15 protein-coding genes are annotated in these 13,165 nt (G+C 67.1%); 13 read left to right on the forward strand and 2 right to left on the reverse strand.

The features are described 5' to 3' along the window. Positions 1-184 precede the first annotated feature (184 nt). Entirely contained in the window at positions 185-415 is a 231-nt protein-coding gene (locus AC1RRF_RS15120) for a hypothetical protein (RefSeq protein WP_492835987.1), read from the forward strand. A 12-nt stretch (positions 416-427) separates the two neighbouring features. On the opposite strand, the gene folE is transcribed toward AC1RRF_RS15120, so the two are convergent. After that, complete coding sequence (folE, locus tag AC1RRF_RS15125) at positions 428-1,003, reverse strand: GTP cyclohydrolase I FolE (RefSeq protein ID WP_492835989.1); 576 nt, start codon at positions 1,001-1,003, stop codon at positions 428-430. 84 nt (positions 1,004-1,087) lie between these two features. On the opposite strand from folE, the gene AC1RRF_RS15130 reads away from it, so the two are divergent. The 12 genes from AC1RRF_RS15130 to AC1RRF_RS15185 all read left to right on the forward strand — a co-directional run bounded on the left by AC1RRF_RS15130 (position 1,088) and on the right by AC1RRF_RS15185 (position 12,347). After that, a complete protein-coding gene (locus AC1RRF_RS15130) occupies positions 1,088-1,339 on the forward strand; it encodes a hypothetical protein (protein WP_492835991.1) in 252 nt (83 codons plus the stop codon). A gap of 86 nt (positions 1,340-1,425) precedes the next feature. Next, the gene (gene fliQ / locus AC1RRF_RS15135; protein ID WP_492835993.1) at positions 1,426-1,689 is read left to right on the forward strand and encodes a flagellar biosynthesis protein FliQ; all 264 of its coding nucleotides are present in this window, start codon (positions 1,426-1,428) and stop codon (positions 1,687-1,689) included. A 7-nt stretch (positions 1,690-1,696) separates the two neighbouring features. Next, on the forward strand, positions 1,697-2,467 hold the full coding sequence (gene fliR / locus AC1RRF_RS15140; RefSeq protein ID WP_492835995.1) for a flagellar biosynthetic protein FliR: 771 nt from the start codon (positions 1,697-1,699) through the stop codon (positions 2,465-2,467). Next, positions 2,460-3,536: a flagellar biosynthesis protein FlhB gene (gene flhB / locus AC1RRF_RS15145; RefSeq protein ID WP_492835997.1), complete on the forward strand. Its 1,077-nt coding sequence runs from the start codon at positions 2,460-2,462 to the stop codon at positions 3,534-3,536. The genes fliR and flhB overlap by 8 nt, the downstream gene beginning before the upstream one ends. 95 nt (positions 3,537-3,631) lie before the next feature. Beyond that, positions 3,632-5,281 (forward strand): flagellar basal-body MS-ring/collar protein FliF, encoded by a 1,650-nt coding sequence (gene fliF / locus AC1RRF_RS15150; protein WP_492835998.1) that lies wholly within the window; start codon positions 3,632-3,634, stop codon positions 5,279-5,281. A 14-nt stretch (positions 5,282-5,295) separates the two neighbouring features. Further along, positions 5,296-6,321 carry a flagellar motor switch protein FliG gene (fliG, locus tag AC1RRF_RS15155; RefSeq protein WP_492314088.1) on the forward strand — a complete coding sequence of 342 codons (1,026 nt, stop codon included), beginning with the start codon at positions 5,296-5,298 and terminating at the stop codon, positions 6,319-6,321. A 1-nt stretch (position 6,322) separates the two neighbouring features. Further along, the gene (locus AC1RRF_RS15160; RefSeq protein WP_492836000.1) at positions 6,323-6,973 is read left to right on the forward strand and encodes a FliH/SctL family protein; all 651 of its coding nucleotides are present in this window, start codon (positions 6,323-6,325) and stop codon (positions 6,971-6,973) included. After that, a complete protein-coding gene (gene fliN / locus AC1RRF_RS15165) occupies positions 6,973-7,305 on the forward strand; it encodes a flagellar motor switch protein FliN (protein WP_492836002.1) in 333 nt (110 codons plus the stop codon). The genes AC1RRF_RS15160 and fliN overlap by 1 nt, the downstream gene beginning before the upstream one ends. A 59-nt stretch (positions 7,306-7,364) precedes the next feature. Beyond that, complete coding sequence (gene flbD, locus AC1RRF_RS15170; protein WP_492836004.1) at positions 7,365-8,762, forward strand: sigma-54-dependent transcriptional regulator FlbD; 1,398 nt, start codon at positions 7,365-7,367, stop codon at positions 8,760-8,762. Between the two features lie 3 nt (positions 8,763-8,765). Beyond that, complete coding sequence (gene bla, locus AC1RRF_RS15175) at positions 8,766-9,683, forward strand: class A beta-lactamase (RefSeq protein ID WP_492836006.1); 918 nt, start codon at positions 8,766-8,768, stop codon at positions 9,681-9,683. A 10-nt stretch (positions 9,684-9,693) separates the two neighbouring features. Then, entirely contained in the window at positions 9,694-11,787 is a 2,094-nt protein-coding gene (gene flhA / locus AC1RRF_RS15180; RefSeq protein WP_492836266.1) for a flagellar biosynthesis protein FlhA, read from the forward strand. 59 nt (positions 11,788-11,846) lie between these two features. Beyond that, on the forward strand, positions 11,847-12,347 hold the full coding sequence (locus AC1RRF_RS15185) for a hypothetical protein (protein WP_492836008.1): 501 nt from the start codon (positions 11,847-11,849) through the stop codon (positions 12,345-12,347). Here the strand turns inward: AC1RRF_RS15185 and AC1RRF_RS15190 are convergent. After that, the gene (locus tag AC1RRF_RS15190; RefSeq protein WP_492836010.1) at positions 12,334-13,047 is read right to left on the reverse strand and encodes a hypothetical protein; all 714 of its coding nucleotides are present in this window, start codon (positions 13,045-13,047) and stop codon (positions 12,334-12,336) included. The two genes, AC1RRF_RS15185 and AC1RRF_RS15190, sit on opposite strands and share 14 nt — an antisense overlap. Positions 13,048-13,165: the final 118 nt, after the last annotated feature.

Raw genomic sequence — 13,165 nt, forward strand, 5'->3', positions numbered from 1 at the left:
CTGTGATGTCGCAGGACAGTGGTCGATGAGCGGATCGAAAGCCAGCGCCGTCAGCCGTCCGTCGTCTCCGGAGCCCTAACGCGGTCGATCACAACCGGGGGAGCGAGTTCCCATTCACGTTACCTTGGGTTGAGTGTCCGCGCGCGTGCTCGCACTCTCTTCAACTCAAAGGGAGGAACAACCTATGCTGAGACAAGTCATGATCGCGGGTGCGGCCCTTCTCGGCGCCGCCGTCCTCGGCGCCGCCAGCTCGACGCCGAGCCAGGCGTGCGCCGGCGGAGAATGCAGCCCGACCTACTGCGAGTGCGAGCGGGAATGCAGCCTTCAGTACGACCGGTTCAGCCCGGAATGGCAGGCGTGCGCCTCGAGCTGTCCGGACCAACCGCCTGTGGCCTGCCTCTGCCCCGAGGGCTGAGGGCGGCCTGCGTCACCCGCGGACGAGCCTGAGGAATTCCTCGCGCGTCCGCGGGTCGTCGCGCATCACACCGCTGAGGTGGCTGGTGGTCAGGCTGGCGCCGGGGGCGTTGACGCCGCGCAGGGTCATGCAGCTGTGCTCGGCCTCGATAACCACGCCGACGCCCTGCGGGCGCAGCACCTCCTCGATGGCCAGGGCGATCTCGGAGGTCATCTTCTCCTGGATCTGCAGTCGCCGCGCATAGCCGCGAACGACACGCGCCAGCTTGGAGATGCCGACGACGCGATCGGTCGGCAGGTAGCCGACGTGGGCCACGCCGACGACCGGCAGCATGTGGTGCTCGCAGAAGCTGACGAAGCGAATGTCCTTGAGCACCACCATCTGATTGTAGCCGCCGACCTCCTCGAAGGTCCGCTCCAGATAGGCGCGCGGTTCGATCTCATAACCCTCGAACAGCTCCTTGTAGCTGCGGGCCACCCGCGCCGGGGTGTCCAGCAAGCCCTCGCGGTCGGGATTGTCTCCGGCCCACTCGATCAGGGTGCGGACGGCGGCTTCGGCTTCGGACTGGGTGATGGTCGGCTTGGTCATAGCCTCCCTTAGCCCGCGCATCCGAAAAGGGGGAGAGGACTTGCAGGAGTTGCAATCAATCGTGGCGCTAAGCACAATCCAGAGATGAAGTCAGATTGCGAACTATGGGCCAACAAACAGTGGCATCCGATCACCATTGAGGACGCCATCGGCATGTATGCCGAGCGCGATCTGCGTTGCCCGGAGTGCCTTGGAGCCGTAAGGCCGCATCGCGCCAGTGCTGATGGAAAAAGCCCCGCGCATTTTGAGCACCGCATTCGGCATGACGGCTGCTCGTGGGGCCACAAATTTTCCGGTGTTCAATCACCCCATCCGACGCCGCTGCTCCGCCGTTAGGTTTGTTTCACTAACGCCCTGTTAACCACACTCCCGGCATTTCTTGCCCAGTTCGGCCGCGCGTCTCGCGGCCTGTGGAGCGTGGAATGAACGGCGCGGAAGTTCTGGATGTGGGCCGCGACGCCTTGTGGCTGACGATCCAGCTGTGCGCGCCGATCCTGCTGGTGGGTCTGGTCGTCGGCGTGGTCATCGGCCTGTTCCAGGCCCTGACGCAGATCCAGGAGCAGACCCTGATCTATGCGCCCAAGATCATCGCCATCTTCATCTCCCTGCTGCTGTTTCTGCCGCTGATGGGCGCCCTGCTGGGCGGTTTCATGCGCACGATCGCCGCCCGCATCGCCGGCATGTGATCGACCGGTGGAGCCCTGGGCCACTTCTGATCAGGTCTGGCAAGGCGCGCTGATCTTCGCCCGGATCGGCGCGGTGCTGCTGATGCTGCCCGGCGTCGGCGAAAGCTATGTGCCGCCCCGCATCCGCCTGGCCTTCGCCCTCGTCGTGACCCTGGCGCTGTGGCCGGTGGTGGCGGGCGCGCTTCCAGCCCTGCCGCAGACCCTGGGCGGCATGGCCGGCTGGATCATCCGCGAGGTCATCGTGGGCCTGATGATCGGCGCCCTGCTGCGCAGCTTCCTGACCGCTCTGGCGACGGCGGGCGAGATCGTCTCGCTGCAGACCACCCTCAGCTTCGCCCAGACGGCCAACCCGCTGCAGGCTCAGCCGGGCTCGACCATCTCGGCCTTCCTGATGCTGCTGGGCACGACGCTGATCTTCGCGACCAACACCCATCACCTGTTCATCGCCGGCCTGGTCGGCTCCTACGAGTTGATCGCGCCGGCCAAGCCATTGGTCACCGGTGACTTCGCCACCCTGGCGATCCGCACGCTGGGCGACAGCTTCGCGCTGGGCGTCCAGCTGTCCGCGCCGCTGCTGGTCTTCGCCCTGATCTTCAACCTCGCTTCGGGACTGGTTGGGCGGGTCATGCCCCAGTTCCAGGTCTTCTTCGCCGCGGCTCCGCTCAGCGTCATCCTGGGCCTGTCGATCTTCGCCCTAAGCCTCGGCGTGCTCGGCACGGTCTTCATCGACCGCTACCGGGCGCTGGCCCAGATCTTCGCGGGAGGCGCCGGTGGCTGAAGGCGCCGATCCCGACTCGAAGACAGAAGAGGCGACACCGCGAAAGCTAGCGGACGCGCGAAAGAAGGGTGATGTCGCCAAGTCCATGGACGTGGGCTCGGCCGCGTCCCTGCTCGGCGCCTCGGCGGTCCTGTTGGGGATGGGCGGCTATTTCGCCACCTCGATGGCCGAACAGCTGCTGCCCTTCATCGCCTCGCCCCACACGATGCTGGGTGGGCTGGAGACCGGGGCGGGCCTCGAGATCGGCGGCCAGGCCCTGTGGGCCATCGCGCCCTTCCTCGGCGCGGTCATGCTGGCGACCATCATCGGCGGGGCGGGCGGCAACCTGGCGCAATCGGGCATCATGTTCACCGCCGATAAATTGAAGCCGCAGTGGGAGCGCGTCAGCCCCATGGCGGGCTTCAAGCGCATCTTCGGCCCGGACGGCCTGGTGCAGTTCATCAAGACCTTCCTCAAGCTGCTGGCCGTCAGCGCCATCTGCTGGATGGTGATGAAGCCGCACATCCGCGAGTTCGAGAATCTGGCGGCCATGCCGCCCGCCGCCATCCTGCCGCTGGCTCGCGATCTGGCCATCGCCTTGATGAGCGCGGCCCTGATCTTCCTCAGCTTCACCGCCGGCGCCGACTATTTGTGGCAGCGCTACCGCTTCAACGAGCGGATGAAGATGTCCAAGGAAGAGCTGAAGGAGGACTACAAGCAGTCCGAGGGCGATCCGCACGTCAAGGCCAAGCTGAAACAGATCCGCGCCCAGCGCAGCCGCCAGCGGATGATGCAGAACGTGCCCAAGGCCACGGTCATCGTCACCAACCCGACCCACTATTCGGTCGCCCTGCGCTACGAGCCCAGTGAGGGCGACGCCGCGCCGGTCTGCGTGGCCAAGGGTGTCGACGCCCTGGCCATGCGCATCCGGGAGATGGCGCGCGAGCACAATGTGCCGATCATCGAGAACGTGCCGCTGGCTCGCGCCCTCTATGCGGCGGTCGATGTGGACGAGACCATCCCGCGCGAACATTTCGAAGCCGCCGCAAAGATCATCGGTTTCGTCATGGGGCAGCGCAAGAAACGCTGATTGGTCAACGTCCTTAACGCGGCGTTTACCACGCGCCCGGCATTTTCTGCCCAGCGGGTCGTTCGAGAGTCGCGTGAGTATCGGGGCTAGAGCGCGTGGGCGGCTTCACGGCGGCGTTGCAGAGATTCGGGATCGGTCGATTGACCGTGGTGCTGGGCGTCGCCGCCGGCGTCGCGGCCATGCTGGTCTTCGTCATGCTGCGGATCGGCCAGGCGCCGGATGCGCTGCTGTATTCCAACCTCGATCTGCGCGAAGCCTCGGAAGTCACCACCGCGCTGGACGGCGCCGGCATCAAATACAGCTCCAAGGGCGACGGCTCGACCATCTTCGTCAGCCGTGACCAGGTGGGCGAGGCCCGCATGCTGGTGGCGGGCAAGGGGCTCGTGACCTCCGGCAGCGTCGGCTACGAAATCTTCGACAACCAGTCGGTGCTGGGCCAGACCGAGTTCCAGCAGAACCTCAACGAAAAGCGCGCCCTTGAGGGCGAACTGGCCCGCACGATCCAGACCATGCGCGGCATCCAGTCGGCGCGGGTCATGATCGCCCTGCCGCGCCGTGAACTGTTCCAATCCCAGGCCGCCGAGCCCACCGCCGCGGTGGTCGTCGGCGTGACGGGCGGCCAGCTGACCGGCGCCCAGGTTCAGGCCATTCGCAATGTCGTCGCCTCCTCGGTGCCGAACATGAAGCCCGAGAAGGTCACCCTGACCGACACCTCGAACCGCACCCTCGCGGCCGGGAACGCCGGCGAGGGCTTCAGCTCCGCCTCGGCGGAAGAGGCGCGCGGCCAGACCGAGGCTCAGCTGCAGTCCCGGATCAAGGACATCGTCGAGGGCGTCGTCGGCGTCGGCGGCGCGCGGGTGCAGGTCACCGCCGAGATCGATCACGCCCGCTCGACCACCCAGGAACAGCGCTACGATCCGGACGGCCAGGTCGTCCGCTCGACCTCGACCAACGGCTCGGAGAGCCAGGACACGACCGGCGCGACCGACGGCGGCGCGACGGCGACCAACAACATTCCGGGCGGCCAGGCTCCGGGCCTGACGCCGCAGGGCTCGCGCGACACCCAGAACACCGAGACCACCAACTACGAGATCTCCAACACCACCACGACCACGGTGAAGGAGCCGGGCGAGGTGAAGAAGCTGGCCGTGTCGGTCGCGGTGGACGGCAAGTGGACCCCGGCCGCCGACGGCAAGGGTGAGCCGACCTATGCGCCGCGCACCGCCGAGGAGATCGCCCAGATCAAGTCGCTGGTCGCCGCCGCCGTCGGCATTGACGAGACCCGGGGCGACAAGATCGAGGTGCTGAACGTCCGCTTCAACCGCGATGTCGCGGCTGCGGGCGGCGAGGAGGGCGGTTCGCCCCTGCTCAACTTCACCAAGAACGATCTGATGCGCGGCGTGGAGCTGCTGGTGCTGCTGATCACCGGCCTGCTGCTGATCTTCTTCGTCCTGCGTCCGCTGCTGAAGACCGCCACGGGCGGCGCCGGCGCCGGCGCGGGCGGCCAGCCGCAACTGGCCGGACCGGGCGGCCAGCCGGTCACCTCGCTGCAGACCACGATCGTGGGCGGCGCGGGCTCCGCCCTGCCTCAGCTGGGCGGTCCGTCCGATATGGACCAGCGGCTCGACATCGCGCGTATCGAGGGTCAGGTGAAGGCGTCCTCGGTCAAGAAGGTCGCCGACTTCGTCGATCAGCACCCGGAGGAATCGACCTCGATCCTCCGCAGCTGGGTGCATGAAGGCTGATGTCCGGCGCCCGCATGGTCACCAAGAAGCCTGCTGTCGATGACATCAGGAAGCTGACCGGCCCCGAAAAGGCGGCCGTCATCCTGCTGTCGCTGGGCGAGGACCATACCAAGCTGTGGCAGGGGCTGGACGAGGAGGAGATCAAGGAGATCTCCCAGGCCATGGCCTCGCTGGGCACGGTCAGCGCGAGCGTCGTCGAGGAACTGCTGGTCGAGTTCGTCTCGGGCATGAGCGGCTCGGGCGCGGTCATGGGCAGCTATGAGCAGACCCAGAAACTGCTGGCTTCCTTTATGCCGGGCGACCGCGTCGACGCCCTGATGGAGGAGATCCGCGGGCCCGCCGGCCGGACAATGTGGGACAAGCTCGGCAATGTGAACGAGGCCGTCCTCGCCAACTATCTGAAGAACGAATACCCGCAGACGGTCGCGGTGATCCTGTCCAAGATCAAACCGGACCACGCCGCGCGCGTGCTGACCAGCCTGCCCGAGGACTTCGCCCTGGAATGCGTGCAGCGGATGCTGCGCATGGAGCCGGTGCAGCGCGACATCCTGGACAAGATCGAACAGACCCTGCGCACCGAGTTCATGTCGAACCTGGCCCGCACCTCCAAGCGCGACAGCCACGAACTGATGGCTGACATCTTCAACAGCTTCGACCGTCAGACCGAGGCCCGCTTCATCGGGGCCCTGGAAGAACGCAACCGCGAGGCGGCCGAGCGTATCCGCGCCCTGATGTTCGTGTTCGAGGACCTGGCCAAGCTGGACCCGGGCGGCATCCAGACCTTGCTGCGCGCGGTCGAGAAGGACTCGCTGGGGCTGGCCCTGAAGGGCGCCTCCGAGACCCTGCGCGAACTGTTCTTCTCCAACATGTCCGAGCGCGCGGCCAAGATCATGCGCGAAGACATGGAGTCGATGGGCCCGGTCCGTCTGAAGGACGTCGATCAAGCCCAGATGGCCATGGTTCAGGTCGCCAAGGATCTCGCCGCCAAGGGCGAGATCATGCTGGTCGGCCAGGGCGGCGACGACGAGTTGATTTACTGACATGAGCGCGCAACCCGAAACCAAAGCCTTCTTCTTCGACACCGAGTTCGACGCCGGCGGCGAGGTCGTGCGCGGCTCGAGCTGGCGTCCGGTCAAGCGCGCCTGGACCCAGGGCGAGGTCGAGGCGCTGGTGGCGCAGGCGTCGCTGGAGGCGCGCGAAGCGGCGCTGGCCGAGGTCGCCAGCATCCAGGCCATGGCCCTGTCGAGCATCGGCCAGGCGCTGGAAGCCGCGGCGCCGGCGCTGACCCAGATCGCCCAGGCCCACCGCGAGCAGTCGGCTGAACTGGCCATGGCCGCGGCCCGGGTCGTCGCCGCCGCCGCCCTGGACCGGTTTCCCGAGGCGCCGCTGCAGGCCGCGCTGGAAGCCCTGGGGCAGGAGATCGACGCCTCGCCGCGCCTGGTCATCCGCACCGGCGACCTGAACGACGAGACCCGCGCCCGCCTGCAGCAGTTGGGCGCCGACGCGGGCTTCTCGGGCATCGTCGCCTTCCGTGACGAGCCGGGCCTGCCCCCCGCGGCCTTCCGCCTGGAATGGGCCGACGGGCGCGCCGACTTCGATCCCGCCGACGCCTTCGCCCGTATGGCCGAGGCCCTGAATTCCGCCCTGGCCGCCGAAGCCGGGCACGCTGAAACCCTGAACGGGAGGTCCTGATGGCGACCGACACCATGGCGTTGGAAGAGTTCCCCGACTCGACCAGCCTCGCGCCGCACGAAGAACACACCGACAAGACCGCGCACGATCTCGCGCCGGTCTTCGATGTGCCCGTCAACATCTCCGCCGTGCTGGGCAAGGCCCACATGTCCGTGGCCCAGCTGCTGAAGCTGCAGAGCGGCAGCGTGCTGGAACTGGACCGCAAGGTGGGCGAGGCGATCGACATCTTCGTCAACAACCGCCTCGTCGCCCGGGGCGAGGTGGTGGTCGTGGAGGACCGTCTGGGCGTGACCATGACGGAAATCATCAAGATCGAGGACAGCAACGCCTGACGGCGTTGCACCCGGGCCCGCGGAGCGGACCGGTGCGTAGGATTTGAAGGAGAAGACCCATGCGGCTTCTGGTGGTTGGCAGGCTCAGCGGACAGCTGGCGACGGCGGTGAAGATGGCCATGGCGCACGGCGCCAAGGTCCAGCACGTCGAGCGCGGCGATCAGGCGACGGAGCAACTGCGTCGTGGGCAGGGGGCCGACCTGCTGATGGTCGACTACCGCGTCGACATCGCCGCCCTGATCGCGGCCAACGAGAACGAGCGGATCCATGTGCCGGTGGTGGCCTGCGGCGTCGACGCCGACGCCACGGACGCGGCCAACGCCATCCGCGCCGGAGCCAAGGAGTTCATCCCGCTGCCGCCGGAAGCCGACCTGATCGCGGCGGTGCTGTCGGCGGTGGCCGATGACGACCGCCCGATGATTTCGGCCGATCCGTCGATGAAGCACGTGATCCAGTTGGCCGACCAGGTCGCGCGCTCGGAAGCCTCGATCCTGATCACCGGCGAAAGCGGCGTCGGCAAGGAAGTCATGGCCCGCTACCTCCACTCGGGGTCCAAGCGCGCCGACAGGCCCTTCATCAGCGTCAACTGCGCCGCCATTCCGGACAACCTGCTGGAATCCGAGCTGTTCGGACACGAGAAGGGCGCTTTCACCGGCGCCCTGGCCCGTCGCATCGGCAAGTTCGAGGAGGCCGACGGCGGCACCCTGCTGCTGGACGAAATCTCCGAGATGGACGTGCGCCTGCAGGCCAAGCTGCTGCGCGCCATCCAGGAGCGGATCATCGACCGTGTCGGCGGCACCAAGCCCGTGCCGGTCAACATCCGCATCATCGCCACGTCCAACCGCGATCTGGCCAAGTCGGTGGCCGAGGGCAGCTTCCGCGAGGACCTGCTGTACCGCCTGAACGTCGTGAACCTGCGCCTGCCGGCGCTGCGTGAGCGTCCGGGCGATATCGCGGCCCTGGCCGACCACTTCGTCAAGAAATACGCCGCCGCCAACGGCGTGCCGGTGCGCCCCATCTCGGCTGAAGCGAAGCGCGCCCTGACGACCCACCGCTGGAACGGCAACGTCCGCGAGCTGGAAAACGCCATGCACCGCGCGGTGCTGCTGGCGGTCGGGCCCGAGATCGACGTCGAGGCCATCCGCCTGCCGGACGGCCAGCCGTTGACCGCCGGAGCCTATGGCGCGGCGGCTGCCGACGCCGGCCCCGCCGCCCGCGCGGCCCACGCCGCCGACGTCGTCACCCGCTCGCATGTCGGCCAGACCGTCGCGCAGATGGAAAAGACCCTGATCCTCGACACCCTGTCGCACTGCCTGGGCAACCGCACGCACGCGGCCAACATCCTGGGCATCTCGATCCGGACCCTGCGCAACAAGCTGAACGAGTACGCCGACGAGGGCACGTCGATCCCGGCGCCCCAATCGGGCGTCGCCTCCAGCGGCTACGCGGCCGCCTGATCCATGACCACAGGAACGGACCGCAGAAGCGTCCTGACCGGCCTTGGCGCGCTGGGTGTCATGGGCTGTTCGCAAGCCGCGCCTGAAGCGGCGCAGTCCGGCCAACCGGAGCGGCCCGCGGTCGCCATGCAGGCCATCGATCTTTCGGCGCTGGAGGCCCGTAACGGTGGTCGCCTCGGCCTTGTGGCCCTGGAGACGGGCACGGGACACAGCGTCGGCGCCCGGGCCGGCGAGCGCTTCGTCTACTGCTCGACCTTCAAGATGTACCTGGCGGCGGCGACCCTGCTGCGGGTGCAGGCGGGGCAGGAGCGGCTGGACCGGGCGATCCCGATCACCCGCGCCGACATGCTCAACCATGCTCCGACGACGCAGCCTGCGGTCGGTTCGACCCTAACCGTGCAACAACTCATGCAGGGCACGGTCGAACTCAGCGACAACCCCGCCGCCAATATTCTGATCCGCGAGATGGGCGGGTTGGACGCCTTGCGCGCCTTCTACCGGGGCATCGGCGACGACGACACCCGCGTCGATCGGCTCGAGCCGGAAATGAACCGTCTCGACGGCGACAAGGACACGATCACGCCGGCCCAGTCCGTGCGCAACATCCAGCGCCTGCTGGTTTCGGCCGAGACCCCGTTGAGCCCGGCCTCGAAGGCGCTTCTGACTCGCTGGATGCTCGACACCCCGACCGGTCCAGGCCGGATCAAGGCCGGCGTGCCGACCGGCTGGCGCGTGGCGCACAAGACCGGCACCGGCGGTTACGGCCCGACCAATGACATCGGCGTGCTCACGCCCCCGTCCGGCGCGCCGATCGTGCTGGCGATCTATTATCACGCCGACCGTTCTTCATCGTCGGACCAGAACGAAGCGGTCATCGCAGAGGCGACCCGTATCGCCCTGAAGGCGCTCGGCCATGACTGACGCGCCGATCATGATGAAGGACGGCTACGCCCGTCCGACGGCGATGGACATGCGCAGCTGGTTCATGCGCGGCGAAGTGCTGATGGCGGTCGGCGTGATCGGTGTGATCATGCTGCTGATCCTGCCGGTCCCGAAATTCCTGCTGGACCTTCTGCTGGCCTTCTCGCTGGTGTCATCGGTGCTGATCCTGATGACGGCCGTGATGATGAAGCGGCCGCTCGACTTCGCCATCTTCCCGACGGTGCTGCTGGTCTCGACCCTGTTCCGCCTGGGCCTCAACCTGGCCTCGACCCGCCTGATCCTGACCCACGGTCAGGAAGGTCACGAGTCCGCCGGTCAGGTCATCGCGGCCTTCGGCGAACTGATGATGGGCGGCAATTTCATCATCGGGGTGATCATCTTCGCGATCATCCTGGTCGTGAACTTCGTCGTCATCACCAAGGGTTCGACCCGGATCGCGGAAGTGTCCGCCCGCTTCACCCTGGACTCCATGCCGGGCAAGCAGATGGCCATCGACGCCGATCTGTCGTCCGGCCTGATCACCGAGGACCAGGCCAAGCTGCGCCGCAAGGAACTGGAGCAGGAATCGACCTTCTTCGGTGCGATGGACGGTGCGTCCAAGTTTGTGCGCGGCGACGCCGTGGCCGGCCTGATCATCACCTTCATCAACGCCATCGGCGGCATCCTGATCGGTGTCATCTCGCACGGCATGCCGATCGGCGATGCGGCCAACACCTATGTCCAACTGACCATTGGCGACGGCCTGGTGACCCAGGTCCCGGCCATTATCATCTCGATCGCCGCCGGCTTCCTGGTGTCGAAGGCGGGCGTTGAGGGCACGGCGGACAAAGCCTTCGTCGCCCAGTTGGCCACCAACCCCGTCAGCCTGGGCGTTGTCGCGGCCGCCTCGGCCCTGATCGGCGTTATCCCGGGCATGCCGATCATTCCCTTCATGGCCCTGGCGGCCGGGGCTGGCTTCATGTCCTGGAAGCTGGGTCGCGAGCGGCTCAAGCCTCAGCCGACAGAGGCCGAGATCGCCCAGGCCGCGGCCGGCCCCAAGGAGGATGTCGAGGAGCCGATCGGCACCGCTCTGACCATCGACGAGGTCAAGATCGAGCTGGGTTACTCCCTGCTGTCGCTGATCAACGATCTGGAGGGCCGCCGCCTGACCGATCAGGTTCGCGCCCTGCGTCGTTCGCTGGCCCAGGAGTACGGCTTCGTCATGCCGTCGGTGCGCATCCTCGACAACATGCGGCTGGGCACCCAGGGCTATGCGATCCGCATCAAGGAGATGGAGGCCGGGACCGGAGAGGTGCGCCTCGGCTCCCTGATGGCCATGGATCCCGCCGGCCGCCAGGTCGAACTGCCGGGCGAGCATACGCGCGAGCCCGCCTTCGGCCTGCCCGCGACCTGGATCGACGAAAGCCTGCGCGAGGAAGCGACCTTCCGCGGCTACACCATCGTCGACCCGTCGACGGTGCTGACCACTCACCTGACCGAGATCCTCAAGGAGAACATGGCCGACCTGCTCTCCTATGCCGAGGTGCAGAAGCTGCTGAAGGAACTGGGGACCGAAGAGAAGAAGCTGGTCGACGAACTGATCCCCACCGTCGTCACCGTCACCACGCTGCAGCGCGTCCTCCAGTCCCTGCTGCGTGAGAAGGTCTCGATCCGCGACCTGGCCGCCATTCTGGAAGGCTTGGCCGAGGCCGCGCCGCACACCAGTTCGGTCACCACCCTGGTGGAGCACGTGCGCGCCCGTTTGGCCCGTCAGCTGTGCTGGCAGCACAAGGGCGACGACGGCGCCTTGCCGATCGTCACCCTGTCGCCCGAGTGGGAACAGGCCTTCGCGGAAAGCCTGATCGGCCCCGGCGAGGACAAGCAGCTGGCCATGGCGCCTTCGCGTCTGCAGGACTTCATCCGCGCCGTCCGCGACGTGTTCGAGCGCGCGGCCATGGCGGGCGAGACGGCGGTGCTGCTGACCGGGCCGCAGGTGCGCCCCTATGTCCGCTCCATCATCGAACGCTTCCGCGGCCAGACCGTGGTCATGAGCCAGAACGAGGTGCATCCTAAGGCGCGCCTGCGGACGATCGGCTCGGTCTGAGCGAGATCCCCATGACGCGTGACCTGCTCTTCATCGGTCTGCGATAAGCGAGGGGGCGGATGACGTATCGGATGCGCGGAGCCGAGATCAGCAGGCCGTTCAGGGCGGTTTTCGCCGCCAGCGCCGTCGCCTATTTCAGCTATGGGGCCTGCCTCGGCGTCGTCCTTCAGACGCCCATGAGCCGCGATATCGGCGACATCATCCTGATGCGCGTGAGCGGTTTGGCGAGCGGCCTGGCGATGGCGTTGCTCGGGCTGGTTCTCGTCGTGGGAGTGTTCTTGTGGGCGGTCACGGCGGTCGTCGCCGGGTTGGCGCTGTTCGGGCTCCTCGCGATCGGGGTTCACCAGCGACGCACGTTCGTGCTCGTCGGCGGATGTATCGGCCTGCTCGTCGGCGTTCTGTTCGCCGTCGGATTTGCGGATGAAAGGCAGATCACCAGTGTCGCGGCGCAGGCCTGGATAGCCTCGGCCGGCCTTCCGCCGGGCGTCCTGGCGGGATTGATGCTGCATTGGGCGGGCGGTGTCCGTCCTCGTTCGGAAGAGCCGCTCAGCGAACGCTGACCCAGCCTCCGGCCGAGGCGTTGCGGGCGATGTCGTTGGCGGGCCGGGCGACCAGGCCCGACTGGGTGATCCACACCTCATAGCGCGCGCCGTCGGCCATCGGCATATAGGCCGCTCCGCCGTACAGGGTGTCCACGGCGTCGACGTACTTGCGATACTTCCGCGCCGCGTCCCAGGCGCTGATCCGCCATGGCAGGCCGCTGTCCTCGGCCGGAATGGTCAACGGATGCACGCTGCGCTCGGCGTTGATCTCCTGCTGGATGGACTGATAGCGGCCGGACAACCGGTCAAGGCGGTACTGGGTGTTCAGGCCCAGCACATTGGCCCAGGGCTTCCATTTCAGCACCTGCGCCTCGATCCGCCATTCATCGCCATGCAAGGGATAGAGATTGGTCGCCGTGGGCATGTCGTCGGCGTCGTTATCGGGCGCCTGGATCACCGTGGCCTCGAAATACTGGGGACCCAGCTGGCGGGTGGTGATGGTCGCCACCGGCTGCTCATAGGTCAGACGTGAATAGGTCTGGACGTCCAACGCCAGTAGCGCGGCGACGGCCGCCAGGGCCATGAAGCCGGCCCCGCCGACGCCGCCCACCAGGCCGGAGACGAATTTGCCTCGGAACAGGGCCCCCAGGCCCTTGAACAGAAGCACCAGGCCGACCAGTCCCACGACCGCCGGCACGATCCACCACCACCAGACCATTTACGTCCCTTCCCCCGAACAAGACCGGATGATCTTTACCCTAAATCCTCAGCACCGCGAGGGTTTCTCCCTGAAGGCGACTGGACAGGGCAGGGCGTGGCGCTAATGCTCGTTTCCG

This window comes from Brevundimonas sp. GW821-FHT12C05, from assembly GCF_058807475.1.

Bases quoted from the DNA above. Each gene is read 5' to 3' on its own strand.
- bla (WP_492836006.1), top strand. From the start codon at position 8,766: ATGACCACAGGAACGGACCGCAGAAGCGTCCTGACCGGCCTTGGCGCG.
- flhA (WP_492836266.1), top strand. From the start codon at position 9,694: ATGATGAAGGACGGCTACGCCCGTCCGACGGCGATGGACATGCGCAGC.
- fliQ (WP_492835993.1), top strand. From the start codon at position 1,426: ATGAACGGCGCGGAAGTTCTGGATGTGGGCCGCGACGCCTTGTGGCTG.
- AC1RRF_RS15130 (WP_492835991.1), top strand. From the start codon at position 1,088: ATGAAGTCAGATTGCGAACTATGGGCCAACAAACAGTGGCATCCGATC.
- AC1RRF_RS15190 (WP_492836010.1), bottom strand. From the start codon at position 13,047: ATGGTCTGGTGGTGGTGGATCGTGCCGGCGGTCGTGGGACTGGTCGGC.
- AC1RRF_RS15160 (WP_492836000.1), top strand. From the start codon at position 6,323: ATGAGCGCGCAACCCGAAACCAAAGCCTTCTTCTTCGACACCGAGTTC.
- AC1RRF_RS15120 (WP_492835987.1), top strand. From the start codon at position 185: ATGCTGAGACAAGTCATGATCGCGGGTGCGGCCCTTCTCGGCGCCGCC.
- fliG (WP_492314088.1), top strand. From the start codon at position 5,296: ATGGTCACCAAGAAGCCTGCTGTCGATGACATCAGGAAGCTGACCGGC.
- flbD (WP_492836004.1), top strand. From the start codon at position 7,365: ATGCGGCTTCTGGTGGTTGGCAGGCTCAGCGGACAGCTGGCGACGGCG.
- folE (WP_492835989.1), bottom strand. From the start codon at position 1,003: ATGACCAAGCCGACCATCACCCAGTCCGAAGCCGAAGCCGCCGTCCGC.
- AC1RRF_RS15185 (WP_492836008.1), top strand. From the start codon at position 11,847: ATGACGTATCGGATGCGCGGAGCCGAGATCAGCAGGCCGTTCAGGGCG.
- fliN (WP_492836002.1), top strand. From the start codon at position 6,973: ATGGCGACCGACACCATGGCGTTGGAAGAGTTCCCCGACTCGACCAGC.